15 protein-coding genes and 1 tRNA gene are annotated in these 21094 nt (G+C 69.3%); 10 read left to right on the top strand and 6 right to left on the bottom strand.

The window, feature by feature from the left end:
• Positions 1-40 precede the first annotated feature (40 nt).
• From nudC to ACX80J_RS00300, 3 genes are read left to right on the top strand one after another with little or no spacing between them, the layout of a single operon-like run.
• The gene (gene nudC / locus ACX80J_RS00310) at positions 41-997 is read left to right on the top strand and encodes an NAD(+) diphosphatase (protein ID WP_459346433.1); all 957 of its coding nucleotides are present in this window, start codon (positions 41-43) and stop codon (positions 995-997) included.
• The gene (locus ACX80J_RS00305) at positions 997-3105 is read left to right on the top strand and encodes an ATP-dependent DNA helicase UvrD2 (protein ID WP_459346432.1); all 2109 of its coding nucleotides are present in this window, start codon (positions 997-999) and stop codon (positions 3103-3105) included. Before nudC ends, ACX80J_RS00305 begins: the two co-directional genes overlap by 1 nt.
• On the top strand, positions 3092-3667 hold the full coding sequence (locus ACX80J_RS00300) for a M48 metallopeptidase family protein (RefSeq protein WP_459346431.1): 576 nt from the start codon (positions 3092-3094) through the stop codon (positions 3665-3667). Before ACX80J_RS00305 ends, ACX80J_RS00300 begins: the two co-directional genes overlap by 14 nt.
• 84 nt (positions 3668-3751) lie before the next feature.
• On the opposite strand, the gene ACX80J_RS00295 is transcribed toward ACX80J_RS00300, so the two are convergent.
• A complete protein-coding gene (locus ACX80J_RS00295) occupies positions 3752-5239 on the bottom strand; it encodes a zinc-dependent metalloprotease (protein ID WP_459346929.1) in 1488 nt (495 codons plus the stop codon).
• Between the two features lie 365 nt (positions 5240-5604).
• Here ACX80J_RS00295 and ACX80J_RS00290 point away from each other — a divergent pair, with 365 nt between their 5' ends.
• The 3 genes from ACX80J_RS00290 (at position 5605) to ACX80J_RS00280 (ending at position 10148) form a co-directional block, all read left to right on the top strand.
• Complete coding sequence (locus ACX80J_RS00290; RefSeq protein ID WP_459346430.1) at positions 5605-6699, top strand: YlbL family protein; 1095 nt, start codon at positions 5605-5607, stop codon at positions 6697-6699.
• A 350-nt stretch (positions 6700-7049) separates the two neighbouring features.
• Positions 7050-10007 (top strand): UPF0182 family membrane protein, encoded by a 2958-nt coding sequence (locus ACX80J_RS00285; RefSeq protein WP_459346928.1) that lies wholly within the window; start codon positions 7050-7052, stop codon positions 10005-10007.
• Between the two features lie 67 nt (positions 10008-10074).
• Positions 10075-10148: transfer RNA gene (locus tag ACX80J_RS00280), tRNA-Met, on the top strand.
• A 113-nt stretch (positions 10149-10261) separates the two neighbouring features.
• On the opposite strand, the gene ACX80J_RS00275 is transcribed toward ACX80J_RS00280, so the two are convergent.
• The 3 genes from ACX80J_RS00275 to ACX80J_RS00265 all read right to left on the bottom strand — a co-directional run bounded on the left by ACX80J_RS00275 (position 10262) and on the right by ACX80J_RS00265 (position 14749).
• Positions 10262-11647, bottom strand: a complete 1386-nt coding sequence (locus ACX80J_RS00275; RefSeq protein ID WP_459346429.1) for a cryptochrome/photolyase family protein — start codon at positions 11645-11647, stop codon at positions 10262-10264.
• A 121-nt stretch (positions 11648-11768) separates the two neighbouring features.
• The gene (locus ACX80J_RS00270; RefSeq protein WP_459343632.1) at positions 11769-12563 is read right to left on the bottom strand and encodes a PspA/IM30 family protein; all 795 of its coding nucleotides are present in this window, start codon (positions 12561-12563) and stop codon (positions 11769-11771) included.
• 59 nt (positions 12564-12622) lie between these two features.
• Positions 12623-14749, bottom strand: a complete 2127-nt coding sequence (locus ACX80J_RS00265; RefSeq protein WP_459346428.1) for a TPM domain-containing protein — start codon at positions 14747-14749, stop codon at positions 12623-12625.
• Between the two features lie 398 nt (positions 14750-15147).
• Here ACX80J_RS00265 and ACX80J_RS00260 point away from each other — a divergent pair, with 398 nt between their 5' ends.
• The 4 genes from ACX80J_RS00260 (at position 15148) to ACX80J_RS00245 (ending at position 19452) form a co-directional block, all read left to right on the top strand.
• A complete protein-coding gene (locus tag ACX80J_RS00260) occupies positions 15148-16707 on the top strand; it encodes a S1C family serine protease (RefSeq protein WP_459346427.1) in 1560 nt (519 codons plus the stop codon).
• A gap of 178 nt (positions 16708-16885) precedes the next feature.
• Positions 16886-17713 (top strand): electron transfer flavoprotein subunit beta/FixA family protein, encoded by an 828-nt coding sequence (locus tag ACX80J_RS00255; protein WP_459343629.1) that lies wholly within the window; start codon positions 16886-16888, stop codon positions 17711-17713.
• Positions 17714-17754: 41 nt separating this feature from the next.
• Complete coding sequence (locus tag ACX80J_RS00250; RefSeq protein ID WP_459346426.1) at positions 17755-18699, top strand: electron transfer flavoprotein subunit alpha/FixB family protein; 945 nt, start codon at positions 17755-17757, stop codon at positions 18697-18699.
• A 3-nt stretch (positions 18700-18702) separates the two neighbouring features.
• Entirely contained in the window at positions 18703-19452 is a 750-nt protein-coding gene (locus tag ACX80J_RS00245; protein ID WP_459343627.1) for a PIG-L deacetylase family protein, read from the top strand.
• A gap of 115 nt (positions 19453-19567) precedes the next feature.
• On the opposite strand, the gene ACX80J_RS00240 is transcribed toward ACX80J_RS00245, so the two are convergent.
• Both ACX80J_RS00240 and sigK read right to left on the bottom strand, forming a co-directional pair.
• On the bottom strand, positions 19568-20413 hold the full coding sequence (locus tag ACX80J_RS00240) for an anti-sigma factor (RefSeq protein WP_459346425.1): 846 nt from the start codon (positions 20411-20413) through the stop codon (positions 19568-19570).
• 16 nt (positions 20414-20429) lie between these two features.
• Positions 20430-21047 (bottom strand): ECF RNA polymerase sigma factor SigK, encoded by a 618-nt coding sequence (gene sigK / locus ACX80J_RS00235; protein WP_459346424.1) that lies wholly within the window; start codon positions 21045-21047, stop codon positions 20430-20432.
• Between the last annotated feature and the right edge of the window lie 47 nt (positions 21048-21094).

The raw sequence follows: 21094 nt of genomic DNA, 5'->3' as shown, positions 1-21094 counted from the left end.
CGAAATGGGTTTTGGGAGAGCAAGAACGTACCGTATAACCATGACCGATCCGCTCCGGACCCTTGTGCTGCCACCCCTCGGATCGCTTCCGCTGTCACGGGCGGACTCCGACCGCGACAGCGACTCGAGGACCACCGAGGACTTCATCGACACCCTGTGGGCCTCGCCCGACACCCTGGTCCTCCCGCTCGCTCGCGGGAAGGCGCCGGTGGAGGGGAGCGCGCTCCGGCTCGTCCCGCCCAGCGCCGTCCAGCGTCCCGAGGTGGTCGTCTATCTCGGCCGCATCAACGAGGGTGCAGCGGATGCCGGACGGAGGGTCCTGCTCGCGGTCGTCGCCGAAGAGGACCCCGCTCTCGCCCCCGTCGACCAGTGGCTGGGGCTGCGGGAGATCGCCGCGTCTCTGGACGCCCGCGACACGGGGCTGTTCGTCGCAGCCGCCGCCATCGCCAACTGGCACTCCACGCACACCCACTGCCCCCGGTGCGGCACGGGAACGGTGCTGCGCGCCGCCGGGTGGGTGCGCCTGTGTCCCGAGGACGATTCCGAGCACTACCCGCGCACCGACCCGGCGATCATCGTGTCCGTGATCGACGACGACGACCGGCTGCTGCTCGGATCCGCCGTCGCTTGGCCCGAGGACCGGTTCTCGACGCTCGCCGGTTTCGTGGAGCCGGGCGAGTCGCTCGAAGCCGCGGTCATCCGCGAGGTCGGGGAGGAGTCCGGGATCGAGGTCCAGTCCCCGCAGTACCTCGGGTCCCAGCCGTGGCCCTTCCCCGCATCGCTCATGCTGGGCTTCACCGCGCGGGCGGTCACGACCGATGCCGTCCCCGACCGTGAGGAGATGCGCTCGCTGCGGTGGTTCACGCGGGAGCAGCTGTTTGCCGAGGTGCGCGACGGGAAGATCGCGGTCGCCGGTGGTGTGTCCATCGCCCGCGCCCTGATCGAGCGCTGGTACGGCGGGCCCCTCGACGAGGAGCCGTCGGAGGGTCGTCCCTAGTGTCTGGACTACTGCTCGAGGACAGCATCCTCGAGGGGCTCGACGACGAACAGCGGACGGTGGCGAGCACGCTCGCGGGACCGCTCTGCGTGCTCGCCGGAGCAGGCACGGGCAAGACCCGTGCCATCACGCACCGCATCGCCTATGGCGTCCACACCGGCGTCTACAAACCGCAGCAGGTGCTCGCCGTGACGTTCACGGCGCGTGCGGCGGCCGAGATGCGCACCCGGCTCCGCGACCTCGGAGCGGGCGGAGTGCAGGCTCGGACCTTCCACGCCGCGGCCCTCCGCCAGCTGCAGTACTTCTGGCCCCAGGCCGTCGGGGGGCCCCTGCCAGCGCTGGTCGACCACAAGGCACAACTGATCGCCGAGTCGGCGCGGCGACTGCGGCTGTCGACCGACCGCGCCGCCATCCGGGACGTCGCGGCGGAGATCGAATGGGCGAAGGTCTCCATGCTGACGCCGGATGCGTACTCGGCTGCAGCTGCGGGCCGGGCGGAACCGGCGGGGATGGACCTCACCACGGTCTCCCGGATCTTCTCGGCCTACGAGGACCTCAAGATCGACCGCAACCTCATCGACTTCGAGGACGTCCTGCTGACCACGGTCGCCATCCTCGAGGAGGATGAGAAGGTCGCGGCGACCGTCCGGGCGCAGTACCGGCATTTCGTGGTGGACGAGTACCAGGACGTCTCGCCGCTCCAGCAGCGCCTGCTCGACCTCTGGCTGGGGGAACGGCGTGAGCTGTGCGTGGTCGGTGACGCCAGCCAGACCATCTACTCGTTCACGGGAGCGACGTCCCGGCATCTGCTCGACTTCACCAAGCGCTACGAGGGGGCGCAGGTGGTGAGACTGGTCCGCGACTACCGTTCGACTCCCCAGGTGGTGCGCGCTGCCAACACCCTGCTGGCGGCGCGGAGCAGTGAGGCCGACCGGAGTGCGGTCGGGACCACGTGGTCCGCGCCGCTGGAGCTCATCGCGCAGCGCCCGTCGGGACCCGAACCGGCCTTCACCGAGTGCAGCGACGACGACGCCGAGGCCGCGGAGTGCGCGCGGCGCATCGGCGTCCTGCTCGACCAGGGTGTGAAGGCCAGCGAGATCGCGATCCTGTACCGCACCAACGGCCAGTCGGAGGCGTACGAGCAGGCCCTGGCAAGCGCAGGCATCGGCTACCAGCTGCGCGGCGGCGAGAGGTTCTTCCAGCGGCGCGAGGTCCGCGACGCCCTGCTGCAGCTCCGCGCCGCGGCACGTACCCAGGGCGACGACGACGTCCCCCAGCAGGTGCGCGACGTCCTCGCCTCGCTCGGCTACACCTCCGTCGCACCCCAGAACTCCGGCGCCGTGCGGGAGAAGTGGGAGTCGCTCGCCGCCCTCGTCGGACTGGCCGACGAACTCAACAGGGTCCGCGGGCCGGAGGCCTTCACCCTGCAGCTGTTCGTCGCCGAACTCGAAGAGCGGGCCGCGGCCCAGCACGCGCCGACGGTGCAGGGAGTCACGCTGGCATCGCTGCACTCCGCCAAGGGCCTCGAGTGGGACGCCGTCTTCCTCGTCGGGCTGAGCGAAGGCCTCATGCCCATCTCGTTCGCCGACACGCAGGAGGCCATCGACGAGGAACGCCGGCTCCTGTATGTCGGCATCACCCGTGCCCGCATCCACCTCTTCCTCTCCTGGTCGACCTCGCGCTCGCCGGGCGGACGGGCCAGCAGGAAGCCCTCACGGTTCCTCGATGCGCTGCGCCCGGCGACCGCCGGTCAGGCATCCTTCCGCCAGCCGCGGGCGAAGAGCAATCGCAAGGCGTCGTCGCCCGCCGTCTGCCGGGTGTGCAAGCGGCCCCTCCTCACCGGGTCGGAGCGGAAGATCGGCCGCTGCAACGACTGCCCTGCGAGCTACGAGGAACAGACGTTCGAAGCGCTCCGCGCCTGGCGGCTCGTCGAGGCCCGCGAGAAGGACGTGCCCGCCTTCGTCGTCTTCACCGACGCCACGCTGGTCGCCATCGCGGAGGCGAAACCGCAGACGCTGGACGAGCTCGGAGAACTGGCAGGAGTGGGATCCGCGAAGCTCGAGCGGTACGGCGAGGCCGTGCTCGAGATCATCAGTGACAACGCCTGAGGCCGCCGGACCGCGGGGCGCGGCGCGGCTGCCGGTCGAGGTTCGACGGTCGGCGCGGCGCAAGCGGACTGTGAGCGCCGACATCCGGGACGGCGTCCTCCGCGTCTCCATCCCGGGCTCCTTCTCCGCGAGCCAGGAGCGCCACTGGGTCGAGCGCATGGTGGAGCGGATGTCGGCCAAGTACTTCGACACCCCCGCGATCGACGACGACCGGCCCGTGCCTGCGCTTCTCCAGCGGGCGGAGCGGCTCGCGGAGCAGTACCTGGGCGGCAGGGGAGTGCCGGCGACCATCGGGTGGGTGACCAACCAGAATTCGCGGTGGGCATCCGCCACCCCTGCCCACCGTTCCATCCGCCTGTCCCACAAGCTCCGGGGGATGCCCGACTGGGTCGTGGACTACGTGATCCTGCACGAGATGGCTCACCTGATCGAGCCCTCGCACAACGCCCACTTCTGGGACCTGCTCACGGCCTACCCGCGGACCGAGACGGCCAAGGCCTTTTTGGACGGGGCGGCCTTCGCGGCGCAGCGCAGCCTGACGGGTGGGCAGGAAGACTTCTGACCGGACGCGACGCGCCGACCCGCGTCCGGCCTAGTCCCGGGACGGACGCGGGTCGGACGGACGCGGGTTGGACCGACGCCTGCGTCAGCGGTCGCCGGTGCCGCCCGCGGGTCCGTCCTCGGGGTCCGATCCCTCGTCGGAGACGCTCGACGGCCCGATGCCGCTGTCGGTATCCGCTGCAGGCGTTCCCCCGGTGGCCTCGCCGGAGCCCTCGCCCACAGCGGCGTCCTGGTCCTTCGGCTCGAAGCCGCCGGACAGGAGGCGCTCCAGTGCTGCATCGACGTCGGCGTCGGAGGACTCGATCAGCCGGCGCCGCTCGGAGAACCCGGCGGGGTCATCGAGGTCCTCGGCGGTGGGAAGCAGGTCAGGGTGCTGCCACAGGGCGTCGCGCCCTTCGATGCCGCGCTCCTCGGTCAGGAGCGACCAGAGCGCCGAGGCGTCGCGCAGGCGGCGCGGCCTCAGCTCCAGCCCGACGAGCGATGCGAACGCGTGCTCGGCCGGTCCGCCCGTCGCCCGGCGACGCCGGACCATCTCCCGCAGCGCGCCGGCGGAGGGGAGGTTGGCTGCTGCGGTCGCCGTGAGCTGGTCCACCCAACCCTCGACGAGGGCGAGCGTGGTCTCGAGCCGCATCAGTGCAGCGTCCTGCTCGGGGGTCCGCTCCGGCATGAACACGCCCTGCGAGAGGGCGCCCTGCAGGCTCTCCGGATTGGTCGGGTCGATGTCCCGCGCGGCTTCCTCGATCTTGCCCATGTCGATGTGGATGCCCCTCGCGTACCGCTCGATGCTGCCGAGGAGGTGACCTGTGAGCCACGGAATGTGCGTGAACAGCCGGACGTGGGCCGCCTCGCGGACGGCAAGGAAGAGCTGGACCTCCTGCTCGGGGATGTCGAGGCCCGCACCGAAGGCCGCGACGTTGGCGGGCAGCAGAGCCATCCGTCCCTCGGCGAGGGGGACGCCGATGTCCGTCGATCCGACGACGTCCTTGGAGAGCGCGCCCACGGCCTGCCCGAGCTGCATGCCGAACATCGCGCCGCCGACGTTCTGGAGCATCGAGGCGGGGCCGCCCATCATGCCCATCATCGACTTCATCTCCTCCGGAAGCTGCTCGGAGATGACGTCGGACAGGGCCTTGGCGATACTCGTGGCGACGGGCTCGGTGAGACGGCGCCACGTGGACATGGTGGCCTCGACCCATTCCGCGCGCGACCAGGCGCGTCCGAGCTGGCCCGTGCTCGGGAAGTCGGTCACCGGGTCGAGCCACAGCTCGGCGAGTTTCAGGGCCTCGTCGACGCTCCGGCGCTGCAGCGACGTGACCGAGGGGTCGTTGTCCGACGCGGCCACACGGCGCGCCTGGTCGTGGGCCATCTGCCAGTTCACCGGGCCCTCGCTGGGCGTGGAGAACATCGCCTGGACCTGCTGCATCATCATGGCCATGGCGGCCGGGTCGGAGGGCAGGCCTGCCGCCTTCGCGATCTCCTGGGGGTCGAAGCCCCCGGCCCCGCCGCCGAACATCTTCGCGATCTCCTGGGGGTCGAAGCCGCCGGCCCCGCCGCCGAACATCTTCGACAGCATCTCGGACAGGGGGTCCTGGGGCGTGTCGTCGTCGTCGTTCGAGGGGTTGGATGGGTTGGTCACTGATACCACCGGTCCTGGGAGTAGCTTGGCGGGTCCGGGCGGGAGGGCATCACCACTCCTGCCCGGCTGTGGAAGACACGCTACCGGCCGGGCCGTGCCGCTGTCCCTCGTGCCGGAGGCCGTTCGCTGAGGGCAAAGCCGTGCGGAGCCGTACGGAGCGGTGCCGGCTGATGGACGGTGTCCCGGGCAGCCGGGGTCGGTGCAGGGCTACTCTGGTTGTGCCGGTATGGTGCTGATCGCCCAGCGCACGGCAGGCGACCTCCGCGCCCTCCAGAGACCCGCGCCCTACAGAGAGAAGCACAGTGACGCAGCCTGTCCACTTCGAGACCTACACCCCCGAGGAGCCCTCCCGGCCCAGGGACCCGCGCTTCCGCGCGATGGCGGTGTCCGGGGGCCTCGCCGTCGTCCTGTGCGCAGCCGCGGTGCTCCTGCCGTCGCCCTATGTCATCGAGTCGCCCGGGCCGACGTTCAACACCATCGGCGAGATCGACGGACAGCCCCTCATCCACGTCGAGGGCAGGGAGAGCTTCCCGCCGCAGGGCGAACTGGACCTCACGACGGTGTACGTGAGCGGCGGACCGAACGGCCGGGTGAACGTCCTCGACACGTTCCGGGCCTGGGCGGATCCCGACGAGAACGTCCGACCCGAGCAGCTGGTCTATCCGGAGGGAACGACGTCGTCCGACGTGCAGGAGCAGAATGCGGTGGCGATGACGTCGTCGCAGGAATCAGCGATCGCTGCCGCGCTGTCCCACGAGGACATCGCCTACACCGAGGAGCTGTCGGTCGCCGGACTCGCCGCGGGCTCCGCGTCCGACGGGGTCCTGAAGGAAGGGGACGTCCTGCGCACGATCGACGGGGAGGAGATCGAGACCATCGAGACCCTGCGATCCGTACTGCGTGACGCCGGAGGAAAGCCGGCCACCCTGTCGATCGTCCGGGACGGGGTCGAGGACGAGGTCTCCGTGACGCCCCGGCGGTCGGAGGAAGGGAACTACCAGCTGGGCATCCTGCTGGCGTCCACCTTCGACTTCCCGTTCGACGTGACCATCCAACTCGACAATGTCGGGGGTCCGTCCGCCGGCCTGATGTTCGCGCTCGGCATCATCGACACCCTGACGGAAGGGGACCTCACCGGCGACCGCCACTTCGCGGGGACCGGGACGATCGATTCCACCGGCGCCGTCGGCCGCATCGGCGGGATCGCCCAGAAGCTCGTGGCGGCACGTGCCGGTGGCGCGGACTTCTTCCTGGCTCCCGAGGGGAACTGTGACGACGTCGTCGGTCACATCCCGGACGGACTGACCGTGGTGAAGGTGGCGACGCTCGACGAGGCCTTCGACGCCGTCGAATCACTGGGCTCAGGCGGCGACCCGGCGGGACTGCCCGCCTGCTGAACCGGCAGGACGGGCGCATCGCAGCGGGCCGGCCCCTCGGCTGACACGGTTGGATGACACGGTTGGATGACACGGTTGGATGACACGGTTGGATGACGATCCCGGCAGGTCGGCCGCCCGCGGGAACCTAATTGGTCCGCCTGAGCGTGAACAGGGCAGAATGAAAACACGAAGGGCGGACCTGCGCGCTGTCTTCTGCCCGTCCCGGGCTGGGGAGCGAAGGGGAACACCGGTCATCGTGACCCGCAGCAGCAGCTAACGATGAGGTAGATGTGACATCCGGACCAGACCGTCCGTTCGGCAGTAGGCCGAGCCCAGCAAGTGCTTCACCAGGCCGGCGCCGCAGCCCGCTGATCCCGACGATCATCGTCGTGGCGGTGATCGTCATCGCCTTCGTCTATCTGTCCCAGGTCTACGCGGACGTTCTCTGGTACCAGCAGCTCGGGTTCCTCGAGGTCTTCGTCACCGAGAACCTGTCCCGGATCGTGCTGTTCGTCGTCGCGTTCCTCATCATGGCCGGTGCCGTGTACTTCAGCCTGCGCATCGCGTTCCACAGCAGGCCCATCTACGCACCCGACAGCGCCATCCAGGACAACCTGAACCGCTACCAGGCGCAGCTCGAGCCGATCCGGCGCCTGCTGATGCTCGGTATCCCCGTGGTCCTCGGCGCCTTCGCGGGTACCGCCGCCTCCTCGCAGTGGCAGGAGGTGCTGCTCTTCCTGAACCGGGTTCCGTTCGGCAAGTCCGACCCCGAGTTCGGGATGGACTACGGGTTCTACATGTTCACGCTGCCGTTCCTCAGCTTCGTGACGGGCTTCCTCATCAGCGTGGTCATCATCAGCGCGATCGCCACCGTCCTCACCCACTACCTGTACGGCGGGATCCGGCTCGAGGAGAAGGGCCTGTTCACCACGAAGGCCGCCCGCGTGCAGATCGCCGTCGTCGCGGCCCTCTTCCTGGTCCTGCAGGGCGTCAACTACTGGCTGGACCGCTACGACACGCTGCTGAACCAGGGCACCTGGGCCGGCGCGCTCTACACCGACGTCAACGCGGTCATCCCCACCAAGGCGATCCTCGCTGTCGCCGCCGTCATCGTGGCGGTCCTGTTCGTCGCATCGGCCTTCATCGGCCGCTGGCGCCTGCCGCTGATCGGCACGGCGATGCTCATCATCACGGCCCTGCTCGCAGGCGGCGTCTACCCAGCCATCGTGCAGCGCTTCCAGGTGCGCCCGTCCGAGCTCAGTCTCGAGGGCGAGTACATCGACCGGAACATCAACCTGACCCGGGAGGCATACGGCCTCGACCAGGTCGAGGTCGAGGCGTACAACCCCGAGGCGGTCCCGCAGGCCGGCGCACTGGGCGACGACGGGGAGACCACGGCGAACATCCGCCTGCTCGACCCGAACCTCGTGTCCGACGCCTTCAGCCAGCTCCAGCAGTTCCGCCAGTACTACCAGTTCCCCGAGACGCTCAACGTTGACCGCTACGAGATCGACGGCGAAGTCCAGGACACCGTCATCGCCGTGCGGGAACTGGACACCAACGGTGTACCGGAAGGGTGGGTCAACGAGCATGCCTTCTACACCCACGGCTACGGCGTGGTCGCCGCGGCCGGTTCGACCGTGGAGCCGGACGGCCGGCCGTCCTTCCTGCAGTCCGGGATCCCCTCGACCGGTGTCCTCGGTGACGAGTCCACCTATGAGCCCCGCATCTACTTCGGTGAGGACTCTCCCGAGTACTCGGTCGTCGGAGCGCCGGAAGGACAGGCTCCCGCCGAGATCGACCGCCCGCAGAACGAGAACTCCGAGGACGAGTCCCGCACCACGTTCGACGGCGACGGCGGGCCGGATGTGGGCAACGCCTTCAACCGCCTCGTGTATGCGCTGAAGTTCCAGTCCACCGACCTCCTGCTCTCCAACCAGGTGAACAGCGCGTCGCAGATCCTCTACGACCGCGACCCCGTGGAGCGCGTCCGCAAGCTGGCTCCCTACCTGACGCTCGACGGCAACAGCTACCCGGCGATCGTCGACGGCAGGGTGAAGTGGATCATCGACGGGTACACCACCAGCGCCAACTTCCCCTACTCCACGCAGCAGGAGCTGGAGTCCGCGACGCAGGATTCGCAGACGGCCGAGGGCCTCGCGACGGCTCTTCCGGCCGAGCAGGTCAACTACATCCGCAATGCCGTGAAGGCCACGGTCGACGCCTACGACGGCTCGGTGGACCTGTACGCCTGGGACGACCAGGACCCCATCCTGAAGTCCTGGCAGAAGGTGTACCCGTCCTCTCTGAAGCCCTACAGCGAGATGTCGGCGGACCTCATGGCGCACGTGCGCTACCCCGAGGACCTCTTCAAGGTGCAGCGCGAACTCCTCGCCCGCTACCACGTCACCTCCACGGACGAGTTCTACAACAACAGCGAGGCGTGGAACGTGCCGGCCGACCCGGAGGAGAGCGCGGACGGTGCGGCGACGACCGCGACGACGGACCGCCAGCCGCCGTTCTACCTGACACTGCAGATGCCCAATCAGGACGAGGCCGCGTTCTCGCTGACCACGCCGTACATCCCCTTCGTGCCGACGGGCCAGACCCCGAGGAACGTGCTGTACGGCTTCCTCGCGGCCAACGGGGATGCCGGCACCGGCGAGGACGGCGTCAAGAGCGAGAACTACGGGCGCCTCACGCTCCTCGACAGCTCGGGCCAGGACTCCGTGGTCGGTCCCGGCCAGGCGCAGAACCTCTTCAACTCGGACACCACGGTGTCGCAGGAGCTCAACCTGCTGCGCCAGGGCGCGTCGGAGGTCATCAACGGCAACCTGCTGACCCTGCCGATCGGTGGCGGGATCGCCTACGTCCAGCCCGTATACGTGCAGTCCTCGGGCAGTTCGTCCTTCCCCGTCCTGCGGAGGGTCCTCGTGAGCTTCGGTGACAACGTCGGGTTCGCACCGACGCTCGCCGAGGCACTCGACCAGGTCTTCGGCGGAGACTCCGGAGCGACGACGGGCGACAGCGAGAATGTCGGCGAGACCCCCGAGGACCCGGCAGCGCCCCCTGCCGAGGACGGCGGCGAAGGTGCGACGCCGACGCCGACCCCCACCCCGTCCGCAGGGGGAGGCGCCGGGACGGACGATCCGGCGGCGGACCTCCGGATCGCGCTCAACGATGCCAACACGGCGATCAAGGAGGGGAACGCTGCGCTCGCGGCCGGCGACTTCGCTGCCTACGGTGAAGCGCAGGACCGCCTGCAGGACGCGCTCCAGCGGGCGCTCGACGCCGAGGAACGCGTCTCGGCGGGCACCGGGCAGTAGCCCCGGAGGGGCGGGCAGCCGCCCGATTTGCCTTCACGCCCCGCGGCCGGTAACGTTGGTTACACGCCGCGGGGTGGAGCAGTTCGGTAGCTCGCTGGGCTCATAACCCAGAGGTCACAGGTTCAAATCCTGTCCCCGCAACGAAGAAAAGTCCGGCCCACCACTGGTGGGCCGGACTTTTTGCTGTGTCCACGTTTTCTGTGCCCTGCGCCGGCGCTTCCTCCGGCGCAGGGCACCGGAGGAAGCGCCGGGCTTCAGCTCTCCGACAGGGCCTTGTACGCGCTCAGAGCGCGCTCCCGGCTCTCCTTGAGGTCGACGACGGGTTCCGGGTAACCGGGTGCCGCGCCCTTCCATGGTTCGTGGACGTTGTCCGCGTCCGCCAGTTCGGGTACGAACCGCACGAGGTACTTCCCTTGGGGGTCGAATTTCTTGCTCTGCAGCACCGGGTTGAAGATGCGGAAATAGGGGCTGGCATCGGCACCGGAGCCGGCGACCCACTGCCAGCTCGCGGCGTTCGACGCGGCGTCCGCATCCACCAGGCAGTCCCAGAACCACTTCTCCCCGACGCGCCAATCGATCATGAGGTTCTTGATGAGGAAGGACGCCGTCGCCATGCGGACGCGGTTGTGCATCCAGCCGATCTCCCACATCTGGCGCATCCCCGCGTCGATCAGCGGGTATCCGGTCTGTCCACGCTGCCACGCGTCGAGCTCGGACCTCGTCGAGCTCTCCCATGCGAAGGCGTTGAACTCGGGACGGTAGTTCACGGTCGGCAGCTCGGGGTGGAAGTACAGCAGCTGCCAGCTGAACTCCCGCCAGCCGAGCTCGGAGCCGAAGACGCGGATGTCCTCGGCCGTCGAAGGGTCCTTGGAGTCCTGGGCGGCATGCCAGACCTCGAACGGGCTGATCTCCCCGAACCGCAGGTGGGGCGAGAGCATGCTGGTGCCCTGGACCGCGGGCAGGTTGCGGTTGTCCTTGTAGCCGCGGGCCCCCTCGAGGAAGTCGTCCAGCCGCGCGTGTGCCCCCGCCTCGCCGGGTGTCCACGTGTCGCGGAGTCCCTGCGCCCAGTCGGGGGACGGGAGGAGCCCCAGGGCGTCGAGGTCGTCGGAAGGCAACTGCGGCCCGCGCAGGGACTCCGGGGCCGGGAGGGGCTTCCGGGGGGTCCGCGAGGCCAGGCAGGCCCGCCAGAACGGTGTGAAGACCTTGTAGGCCCCTCCCGTCCCCGAGGTGACCTCCCACGGTTCGTACATCAGGTTGGCCTGGTAGCTCGTCGCCTCGACCCCGTGATCCGCCAGGGCGGCCTTCAGCGCGGCGTCCGTGGTGCGCTCTGCCAGCCCGTAGCGCCGGTTCCAGGCGACGGCGTGCGCCGAGGACTCGGCCACGACCCCGGGGAGCACCTCCGCTGCCGCTCCCCGGCGCAGGACGAGGGGTATGCCGAGGTCGGCGAGCGACGCCGCCAGCGCCGCGAGCGAGTGGTGCAGCCACCACTTCGAGGCGCCGCCCAACGGGCGGATGCCCTTCGTGTCCTCGTCGAGGACGTAGCAGGCGACGACGTCGTCCCCGCTGTCCGCGGCCGCGGCGAGCGCGGGGTTGTCGGAAATACGGAGATCATCGCGGAACCACACCAGTGTCACGGCCATGCCCTCAATCTACCCGGGCGCCCTCAGCCGTGATCCGCGTTGACAAGAAGGGAACCACGGCCGAAAAGCCGTGGTTCCCTTCCTCGATCCGCTGATGGAATCCGCGCGGCGGATCCGCGGGTCAGTAGGTGGTTTCGCCCGTGGTCGAGGGAGCGCCGGCCGTCGCGTCGGTGGTGGCACCCTGACCGATCGCCGACTGCGTGCCGGAGCCGGACTTGAGTGCGGCGAGGCGCGCTTCGATCTCGGTCTGCTCGCCCAGGTCCTCCAGGCTCTCGAACTGCGCGTCCAGGCTCGACGACGCGAGCTCCTGCTGTCCTCGGACCCGAGCCTCCTCGCGCCGGATCTTCTCCTCGAAGCGGCCCACCTCGCTCGTCGGGTCCATGAAGTCGATGCTCTTCACGGCGTCGTGCACCTGCTGCTGCGCCTGGGCGGTGCGCGCGCGGGCGATGAGCTGGTCACGCTTGGTGGTCAGTTCGCCGAGCTTGCCCTTCATCTGGTTGAGGCCGTCCTTGAGCTTGTCGACGATCTCGGTCTGCGACGCGATGGTCGGCTCGGCGCCCTTCGCCTCGTTCTCCGCGGCCATCTGCCGCTGGATGGCCACCTTGGCCAGGTTGTCGAACTTTTGGGCATCCGCCGTGTCGCCGGATGCACGGTACTCGTCGGCCTTGCGGGAGGCCGCAAGCGCCTTGTTGCCCCAGCTGCGGGCGTTCTCGACGTCCTCGTTGTAGTCGTCCTGCATCATGCGGAGGTTGCCGATGGTCTGCGCGACGGCGCTCTCGGCCTCGGCGATGCTGTTCGTGAAGTCGCGGACCATCTGGTCGAGCATCTTCTGCGGATCCTCCGCCTGGTCGATCAACGCGTTGATGTTGGCTCGCGTGAGCTGGGCGATCCTACCGAAAATTGACTGCTTTACCATTGATTTCCCTTTCGATTCTTCCGAATAGTGCGTCCTGCTGGTGGAACCGGCGAAGCGGCCTAGAAGTCGCCGCCGCCGCCCCCAAAGTCACCGAAGCCGCCGCCGCCGCCGTCGAACCCGCCGAAGCCGCCGCCGCCGAAGCTCCCGCCGTCGCCGCCGAATCCACCGCCCCCGCCGTCGCCGCCGTAGCTTCCGCCGAACCCGCCGCCGAAGCCTCCGCCACCGTTGAGGATGGACCCGAGCAGGATGCCGCCGAGCAGCGCCCCGCCCATGCCGTCGCCCCGGCCGCCGTACATACCGCCCATGCCCATACGGCCCCGGCCGAAGCCCTCCACGTCCTGCTCGGCCAGCTGGGCTGCCTGATCGGCCAGCACTGCCGCCTGCTGGGCGTGGGACAGTGCCGTCACGGGGTCGGAGCGCTGGAGGTCCACGGCGTAGTCGAGGTTGCGCTCGGCTTCAGCCAGCCGCGTCCGTGCTTCGCTGCCCACTCCGCCGCGCCGCGCCCGGATGTAGTCGGCTGTACCCGAGATGCCGGACTGCGCGGCGATGATCGCGTGCTGGAGGGAGTCCTGGGCTCGCCGGACGTTCTCGGCCTGGTCGCGGACGCCACCGAGGGCTGCGTCGAGCTGGGAATGGGCGGCTTCGAGCCGCTGCAGGAGCGCCACGGGGTTGCTGCGCCCGCGCTGCAGCTCCTGCCGCACGGTCGTCACCGCGGACTGCACGGCGGCGACCGGTCCCGCCAGGTCGCGGTACTGTCCCGTCCGGTCCATGGCCTGGGCCTGGGCGAGATCCTGCTCCGTCTCGGGGAGGGCATGCTCGAGCTCGCGCTCGGCCGCCGCCAGCTCCTCGGCACGCTTGTCGATCGCGTCCAGCAGGACCGTGCTCTGGTGGACCGCTTCCTCCGCGGCCCGGACTGCCACGACGGCTCGTCCCGTGTCGCCGGCGGCCATGCGCGACTGGGCTTCGGAAGCGGCGCTGTCGACGAAGGAGAGCCGTTCGCGCGCCTGCTCGATGTTGTCGGCCACCTGGGAGGTCGCGGTCTCGAGGTAGCGGCCCTGCAGAGCGCGGAGCGACTGCTCGGCCGCGGCGAACCGTCGGCCTGCCTCGCCGGCGGCGGCCTGCGCCCGTCGCAGGGCGTCCGGAGCGTTCCGCTCGAGCTCGCGCAGCGAGTCGAAGTCCGCCTTGTGTGCCTGCAGGGACGAGTTGACGTCCTCGCACCGGCGGATGATCTCGCCGAGCCATTGGCGCTGCTGCTGCTCGGTGTCGGGGATGTGGTCGTCGAGCTGCTGCTGCAGCTTGAACGACTCACTCATGTGCTGCCGTGCCGCGGCGATGTCCTGCGAGAACGTCGTGATGGCTTCCCTGCCGTACTGGGCTTCGGCGAAGCCCAGTTCCTGCTCGCTGGACTTGATGGCGTCGTCGGCGGCGACGAGCAGGCTCCCGGCGCGCTTGCGCAGGTCCTCGACGCTCACCGAGGCAAGCGGATCGACCACCTCGCCACTGGCGGAGGGTACCGGCCCGTAGCCGTACTCCTCGCGCTTCCTCTGTGCGCCGCTGCCGCCGCGGTTCTTGAGCAGCATGTACCCGCCGGCGCCGGCCACGGCGACGAGTCCGCCTACGAGGGCGAGGCCACCGAGGGCGCTGCCGCCGGTCGAACCGGTGCTTCCCGTCGGCTTCTCTCCGGTGGAACCGCCGGCGGAGCTGCCCGCGAGTGCTTCCTCGGTGCCCTGCACCGCGGCCAGTCCGGCCCCTGCGAAGTCCCTGCCCTGCTGCAGTTCGGGCCCGATGAACTGGCTGTAGATGTCCTGGCCCTGTCCGCCGATGGCCGAACCGCTCCCCACGACGTAGGAGGCGGCTCCCTGCTCGACGGCGATCGCCAGAAGTCCCTCGTTCGAGGTCTGGTCGTTGAGCTGGGCCGTCGTCGTGGCCCACTGGTTGCGATCCGTCGGGTTCTCGAAGGTATCGACGTAGGCGACCCGGACCGTGAAGCCCTCCTGCGACCGCAGCTCCTCGATGGCCGCCTCGAGCTCGCTCTCCTCGCCCGGACTGAGGACTCCCGCAGTGTCGGTGACGTAGTCCCCGGAGGGGAAGGTGATCGGCTGGTCGGCGAAGGCCGCCGCGCTCGAGACAAAAGGGACCGCCACGACGGCACCCAGGACAGCAGAGACGCGGATGCGCCTGCTCATCATTCGCATTTTCGACCCTTCAGCACGTCCCCCGGACCCTACCGGTCCCAGGACTGGGGTCGGCGGACGCCGGAGGCTCCCTGTCTTCCCGATTCTATGGTTGGGCTCCGGGAGCGTCCACCACCGCACCTATGCCCCTAGCGAAAGCGCGACGACGCTACGCTCTGCTTCCCGTCGGCATTCTCCGCACCCCCCAGCACGACGGCGGCCGGTGGATTGCCCGCCCTGCCCCGCCGCCCCAGCGGTGGGCAGGGGATACTGGGGGAGTCGCGATCCTTCTGCAGCTGGTCTGCACCGGGTCCAGTGACAGCAACTTCTCAGAAACCGCACAGCAAACGCATGCTTGAGGCTCAGCGAAGGTTGCCATGATGTGGTCAACAGCAACGAAAGGACCTCCCATGAACGAGCAGCCGGGCACTCCGGGCGCCGCAGATCGCCCCCTTCCTCCGCAGCCTTCCAACCCGCCGTCATGGGGGATGGGCTGGAACGATCAGCATGCGGCGGCCGGCCGGCCGGGTCCCGACGGGCAGCACGACGCGGGACGGGCGTCCGGGGACTCCCCGGACACGACGGTCCAGCCGGCCGCAGCTACGCCGACCGCGCAGCATCCCGCCGTCTCCGGTCCTGCGCAGGGGGGCCAGCACCAGGACTTCGCGCAGGACGCTCCCCATCCCGCCTACGCGGGGCACCAGCCCTTCTACGGCGGCCAGAGCGGCAGCTACCCGTCCGCCCCGCAGCACGGACGAGCGGGGACGAGGGAGCGCAAGCGCGTGGGGCTCGCGACCTTCGCCGCAGGAGTCCTCGCTGCCGGGCTCATCGGCGGCGGCGCGGCGACGGCCGCCTACACCGTGCTCGATGACAGCTCGCCCGTCAGTGCATCGCAGACCGCCCCCGAGTCGATCGTGGTGAACAACACCGAGGACGTCAACACCATCACGGGGGCTGCGGTGACGGCCTCGCCGAGCGTCGTCACGATCGCCGTCAGCGGCGGTAACGCCGGCGGCTCCGGATCGGGCATCATCCTCGACACGGACGGCCACATCCTCACGAACACCCACGTGGTCACCCTGGGCGGGCAGGTCTCCGACCCGACCGTCGAGGTCAAGCTCAACGACGGACGCGTCTTCCCGGCCACGGTGGTCGGAACCGATCCCCTGAGTGATCTCGCGGTGGTCAAGATCGATGCCCCCGATCTGACCGCGGCGAACCTCGGGAACTCCGACGAGCTGAACGTCGGTGACACCGCGATTGCCATCGGTGCTCCGCTCGGCCTGAGCGGAACGGTCACCGACGGCATCGTCTCCACCCTGAACAGGACCATCAGCGTGGCGTCCTCGGCCGTGCCCGAGGATTCGTCGGACAGCACCGAGTCCCCGGACGGTGAAGGCTTCAACTTCCTGCCGCCGGGCGGATCCGGGTCGCAGCAGACGCAGGCACAGGGTTCGATCTACCTCAACGTCATCCAGACCGACGCCGCGATCAACCAGGGCAACTCGGGCGGCGCGCTCGTGGACACGGACGGGAAGATCATCGGCGTGAACGTCGCCATCGCATCGGCCGGCTCCGGCGAGTCCACCGGCAACATCGGAGTGGGTTTCTCGATCCCGATCAACTATGCGGACCGCATCGCGAAGGAGATCATCGCGAACGGTGAGGCGACCCACGGGTTCCTGGGGGTCAGCGTCACGCCGGCCTCCGACGACGGGTCCCAGAGCACGTCCACCTTCTCGTCCGGCGCGCTCGTCGAGTCGGTCGAACCGGATTCACCTGCGGAGGACGCCGCGCTGCAGGTGGGCGACGTCATCACCAAGGTGGGGAACTTCACCGTCAGCGACCCGCAGTCCCTGACGGCCGCGGTGCGGATCCAGACGGTGGGACAGCAGGTACCGGTGGAGATCACGCGGGGAGGAGAGTCCCGCACCGTGGAGGTCACGCTCGCTCAGGCGCCGACCCCATAGGTTTACCCGGCGGGCCTGCCTGCAGGTGAACAGTGCACTCGAGGCGGTCCCGGATCCGGGACCGCCTCGAGTGCGTCACGCGTCGGGAGCAGGACGGCGGCGGCGGATCCGGGCGGACGCCGACGTCACCTATGGTTAGCTAGTCGATGGGAAGATCCCCAAACGAGGAAGGTCAGCAATGGACGAGGCTCCAGCTCCAGGACTGCGCATCGCGGTACTCGTGAAGCATGTTCCCGATGCTCAGTTCGACCGCCACATCAGCAGCGATGACCTGACGACGGTACGCACCGAGAGCATCCTCTCCGAACTGGACGAGTATGCGCTCGAAGCGGCCCTCCAGCTCGTCGAGGCCCAGGGGGGAGCGGCGGCCGGCCACCGGGTCACGGCCATCACGATGGGCCCCGCGGCCGCGGTCGGCGCAGTCAAGAAGTCCCTCCAGATCGGCGCCGATGACGGAGTGCACCTCACGGACGAGGCGCTGCGCGGATCCGACGCCTCGGCCACCTCCAGGGCGCTCGCCGCCCTCCTGCAGCACGCCGGACCGTTCGACCTCATCCTCACGGGCATGGCGTCCACGGACGGCGAGACCTCCCTCGTCCCTGCGCAGCTCGCCGAGCGGCTCGCCCTGCCCCAGGTCACCTTCGCGGCGTCGCTCGACCTGACGCGTGAGGACAGCGGCTGGAAGCTCGCCGCGCGCCGTGACAACGACACCTTCGCCGAAACCGTCGAAGCGCCCCTGCCGGCGCTGGTATCCGTCACGGACCAGATCAACGAGCCCCGGTACCCGAACTTCAAGGGCATCATGGCGGCCAAGAAGAAGCAGATCCAGGTCCTCTCACTCGCCGATGTGGGGCTCCAGCCCGATGAAGTGGGCTTTGCCGGTTCCTGGACGAGGATCGAGGCGGCGGCCCCGAGGCCGCCGCGCACTCAGGGGATCATCATCACCGACGAGGGCGACGCCGGTATCAGGCTCGTCGACTTCCTCGCGGGACAGAAGCTCCTCTAGTCCGTCCTTCGCCGCACCAACCGTTGCAGGAGACTCTTCGCATGACTACCGTCCTCGTATTCCTGGACCATCCCGGAGCAAGCCTCGCCAAGAGCGAGCGGGAGCTCCTCTCCCTGGGGGCTTCCCTCGGCGATGTCGTCGTCGCCCTTGCCGACGACGCGGACCCGGCGTACCTCGACGGCGTCGGGTCCTACGGTGTGCAGGAGGTCTACCGGCCCGAGGGCGCCGTGTCGGAGGTGCTCGTGGCAGGCAAGGCTGCGTTCCTTGCGGCCGCCGTGCGCGCGACCGGTGCGGACGTCGTGCTGCTGGGCAACTCCTACGAGGCGAAGGAGATCGCGGCGCGGGCAGGCATCCGGCTCGAGTCCGGCGTGATCACTGACGTCGTCGGTCTCAGCAGGAACCTGACGGCCACGAAGTCGGATTTCGCCGGCTCCTACACGGTCGACTGCCGCGTGACGACCGGCGTCCCGATCCTCACGATCAAACCCAACAGCGTGGAGGCGGCCGAAGCGGGCCTTCCGTCGTCGCCGCGCGAGGCACGGATCCCTGTCGAGCTGCCGACGGCGGCAGCACGCGTCACCGGCCGTGTCGAGAAGCCGGTCAGCGGCAGGCCTGAACTGGCCGAGGCGCGAGTCATCGTCGCCGGCGGCCGCGGCGTCGATGGGAACTTCGGGCCGCTGGAGGACCTGGCCGATGCACTCGGCGGTGCGGTCGGAGCCTCGAGGGCTGCGACCGACGCGGGCTGGATCGAGCACTCGGCACAGATCGGGCAGACGGGCAAGACCGTGTCGCCGCAGCTGTACATCTCGGCCGGGATCTCGGGGGCCATCCAGCAGAGAGCAGGGATGCAGACGTCCAGGGTGATCGTCGCGATCAACAAGGATGCCGACTCTCCCGTCTTCGAGATCGCAGATTTCGGCATCGTCGGGGACCTCTTCACGGTGCTGCCCCAGGCCACCGAGGAAATCCGGAAGCGCGGCCTGTAGGACGTGGTCGATGGAACGGGATCCGCTCCCGAACGCGTACTGGTCTTCGCCGCGCACCCCGACGACATCGACTTCGGGGCGGCTGCCACCATTGCCGGATGGACCGCCGCCGGTGCGTCCGTCAGCTACTGCATACTGACCGACGGCGACGCCGGCGGGTTCTCCGACGAGGACCGGCCGGGCATCGCGTCCCTCCGCCGCGCGGAGCAGCGTGCCGCGGCGGAGATCGTCGGCGTCAGCGACGTCACGTTCCTCGGGGAGCCGGACGGCTACCTCGAGCCGACGGACGACGTGATCCGCCAGATCGTGCGCCGGATGCGGGAGGTCCGTCCGGACATCGTGGTGTCGATGCACCCGGAACGGAGCTGGGACCGGATCCAGAAGAGCCACCCCGACCACCTCGCCTGCGGGGAGGCGGTCACGAGGGCCATCTACCCGGCCGTGGAGAACCCCTTCGCCTATCCCGAACTCGAGGCCGCCGGGCTCAGGAGTTTCCGGGTCCCCTGGCTGTGGTTCTACGGGGGACCGGCCCACCTCGAGAATCGCTACGTCGACGTGACGGGGTCGGAGGACCGGAAGATTGCGGCCATCACCGCGCACCGCAGCCAGCATCCCGACGTCGAGCGGATGCAGTCGAGGGTCCGGGCCATCCTGCAGGACAACGCCCGGCGCGGCGGACTGCCCGACGGACGCAGTGCCGAGTCCTTCCACGTTGTCGGTATCAACACCGACGAAACGATCGCGGGCTTCTAGCGGTACCGAGACGCACATCAGTACCGGTGGGGTCGGGCCGGACACCAGTCCGGCCCCCGCCCCTGCCGGGACGGGGGCCGGACTGGTGTCCGACCGGATCAGGGCGTGAGCGGGATCAGGCCCCGAGCGGGATCTGGGCGACGATCGGCAGGGTCGGTGCGGCCGAACCGCCCTCGGGCTCGACCGTGATGGCGATCGCGGTGTATCCGCTGATGTCCGTGAGTTCGGTGACCTTGGTTCCCGCGACGTCCTCTCCGGACATCGTGCCCACGGAGACCGGCGCCGTTCCATCGGCAGGGATGCGCCACATCTGGTACACGTGTCCCTCGGCCGGTGCGGGAACACCGCTCAGGGTCACGACGGCTGCGTTCTTCTCGCCGGACACAGCCAGGTCCGCGACACCGCCGGCCGCCAGGGTCAGCTGCTGCGTCCGGACGTCGGACGCCTGCAGGACCTCCTGCTCGACGGTGGTCTGCTGGAGGTTCTGGGCGATGGTGACTCCGCCCACGGCGAGGACGGCTGCCGCGGCTGCGGCGACGATCCAGCGCCCGGCACGCGAGGACAGGGAGGCCCTGGCCGAGCGGCGCTGCGCCAGCTCGTCCTGACCCGCCGCCTCCGCCGGACCGGAAGGGTCGGCTGTCCCAGGGGACTGCGGACGAAGCGGTAGGCTCTGACCCGCGTCGCTGTCCGCAATCGCCGGGAGCTGCGCGACGATACGCTCGAACAGGTCCGCCGGCGGCTCGATCTGGTCGACGGCAAAGGCCGAGGTGATCGCTTCGCGGTCGGTACGGACGCGATCGGCGAACGTGGCACTGATCGCCGGGTCCGCGTCCTCCAGGAACGCCTCGAGAACCCGGCGCTCATCGGCGCTGATAGCATCCAGCGCGAAGAGCTCGGCCCACTCGAGGACGTGGCCGCGTGCCAGGTCCGTCCCGAGGTCATCGGCGAATTGTCTCTTCATGTCCTTGTCCTGCATCTCAGCTCACCCCCAAACAGGTCTTGAGTCGGAGCAATCCGTCACGGATCCTCGATTTGATGGTCGGCACCGCGACGCCGAGTTTCTCGGCCACCTCGCGGTAGGTGAGCCCACCGTAGTAGGCCAGTCTCACCGATTCCTGCTGGGTCTCGGTGAGTGTGTCCAGGCACCGGACCACGCTCTCCGCTTCGAGGCGCTGGGTGACCGTGTCGACGACGTCGTCGTGATCGATGGTCTGCGTGGCGGCTCCGTAGCGGGCTTCCCGGTCCGTGGCGCTCTGCTCCGAGCGCACCTTGTCGACGGCGCGGCGGTGGGCGAGCGTCATGAGCCAGGCCATGGGGCTGCCCAGCGCCGGATTGAAGCGCTCGGCGGTGTTCCACACCTGGAGGTACACCTCCTGCGTGGCGTCCTCGCTCAGGTCGGGGTCGATGAGCACCCGCCGGGCCAGCCCGTAGACGCGTTTCGACGTCTGCTCGTAGAAGAGGGCGAACGCGGTACGGTCCTTCCGTGCGATCCGCAGCAGCAGATCGGTCAGGGTGGGACCGACGCCGGGATCGACGGCCATCTCGTCCGCTGGGGCCGCTGGAGGGCTGACCCGGCTTGCTCGTGGCGTTTCCATAGGGCTCCAGCATAAAGCGCCGTGAGGCCCAGACCGAACGATGGAGG

The sequence above is a fragment of the Arthrobacter rhamnosi genome (assembly GCF_054510975.1).
This window is presented reverse-complemented; position numbering and strand designations above follow the sequence as displayed.

Excerpts from the sequence above, each read along its gene's own strand:
- ACX80J_RS00250 (WP_459346426.1), top strand. The coding sequence starts at position 17,755 with ATGACTACCGTCCTCGTATTCCTGGACCATCCCGGAGCAAGCCTCGCC.
- ACX80J_RS00255 (WP_459343629.1), top strand. The coding sequence starts at position 16,886 with ATGGACGAGGCTCCAGCTCCAGGACTGCGCATCGCGGTACTCGTGAAG.
- ACX80J_RS00295 (WP_459346929.1), bottom strand. The coding sequence starts at position 5,239 with ATGCTGTCGAAGATGTTCGGCGGCGGGGCCGGCGGCTTCGACCCCCAG.
- ACX80J_RS00275 (WP_459346429.1), bottom strand. The coding sequence starts at position 11,647 with ATGGCCGTGACACTGGTGTGGTTCCGCGATGATCTCCGTATTTCCGAC.
- ACX80J_RS00270 (WP_459343632.1), bottom strand. The coding sequence starts at position 12,563 with ATGGTAAAGCAGTCAATTTTCGGTAGGATCGCCCAGCTCACGCGAGCC.
- ACX80J_RS00240 (WP_459346425.1), bottom strand. The coding sequence starts at position 20,413 with ATGAAGAGACAATTCGCCGATGACCTCGGGACGGACCTGGCACGCGGC.
- ACX80J_RS00265 (WP_459346428.1), bottom strand. The coding sequence starts at position 14,749 with ATGAGCAGGCGCATCCGCGTCTCTGCTGTCCTGGGTGCCGTCGTGGCG.
- ACX80J_RS00260 (WP_459346427.1), top strand. The coding sequence starts at position 15,148 with ATGAACGAGCAGCCGGGCACTCCGGGCGCCGCAGATCGCCCCCTTCCT.
- nudC (WP_459346433.1), top strand. The coding sequence starts at position 41 with ATGACCGATCCGCTCCGGACCCTTGTGCTGCCACCCCTCGGATCGCTT.
- sigK (WP_459346424.1), bottom strand. The coding sequence starts at position 21,047 with ATGGAAACGCCACGAGCAAGCCGGGTCAGCCCTCCAGCGGCCCCAGCG.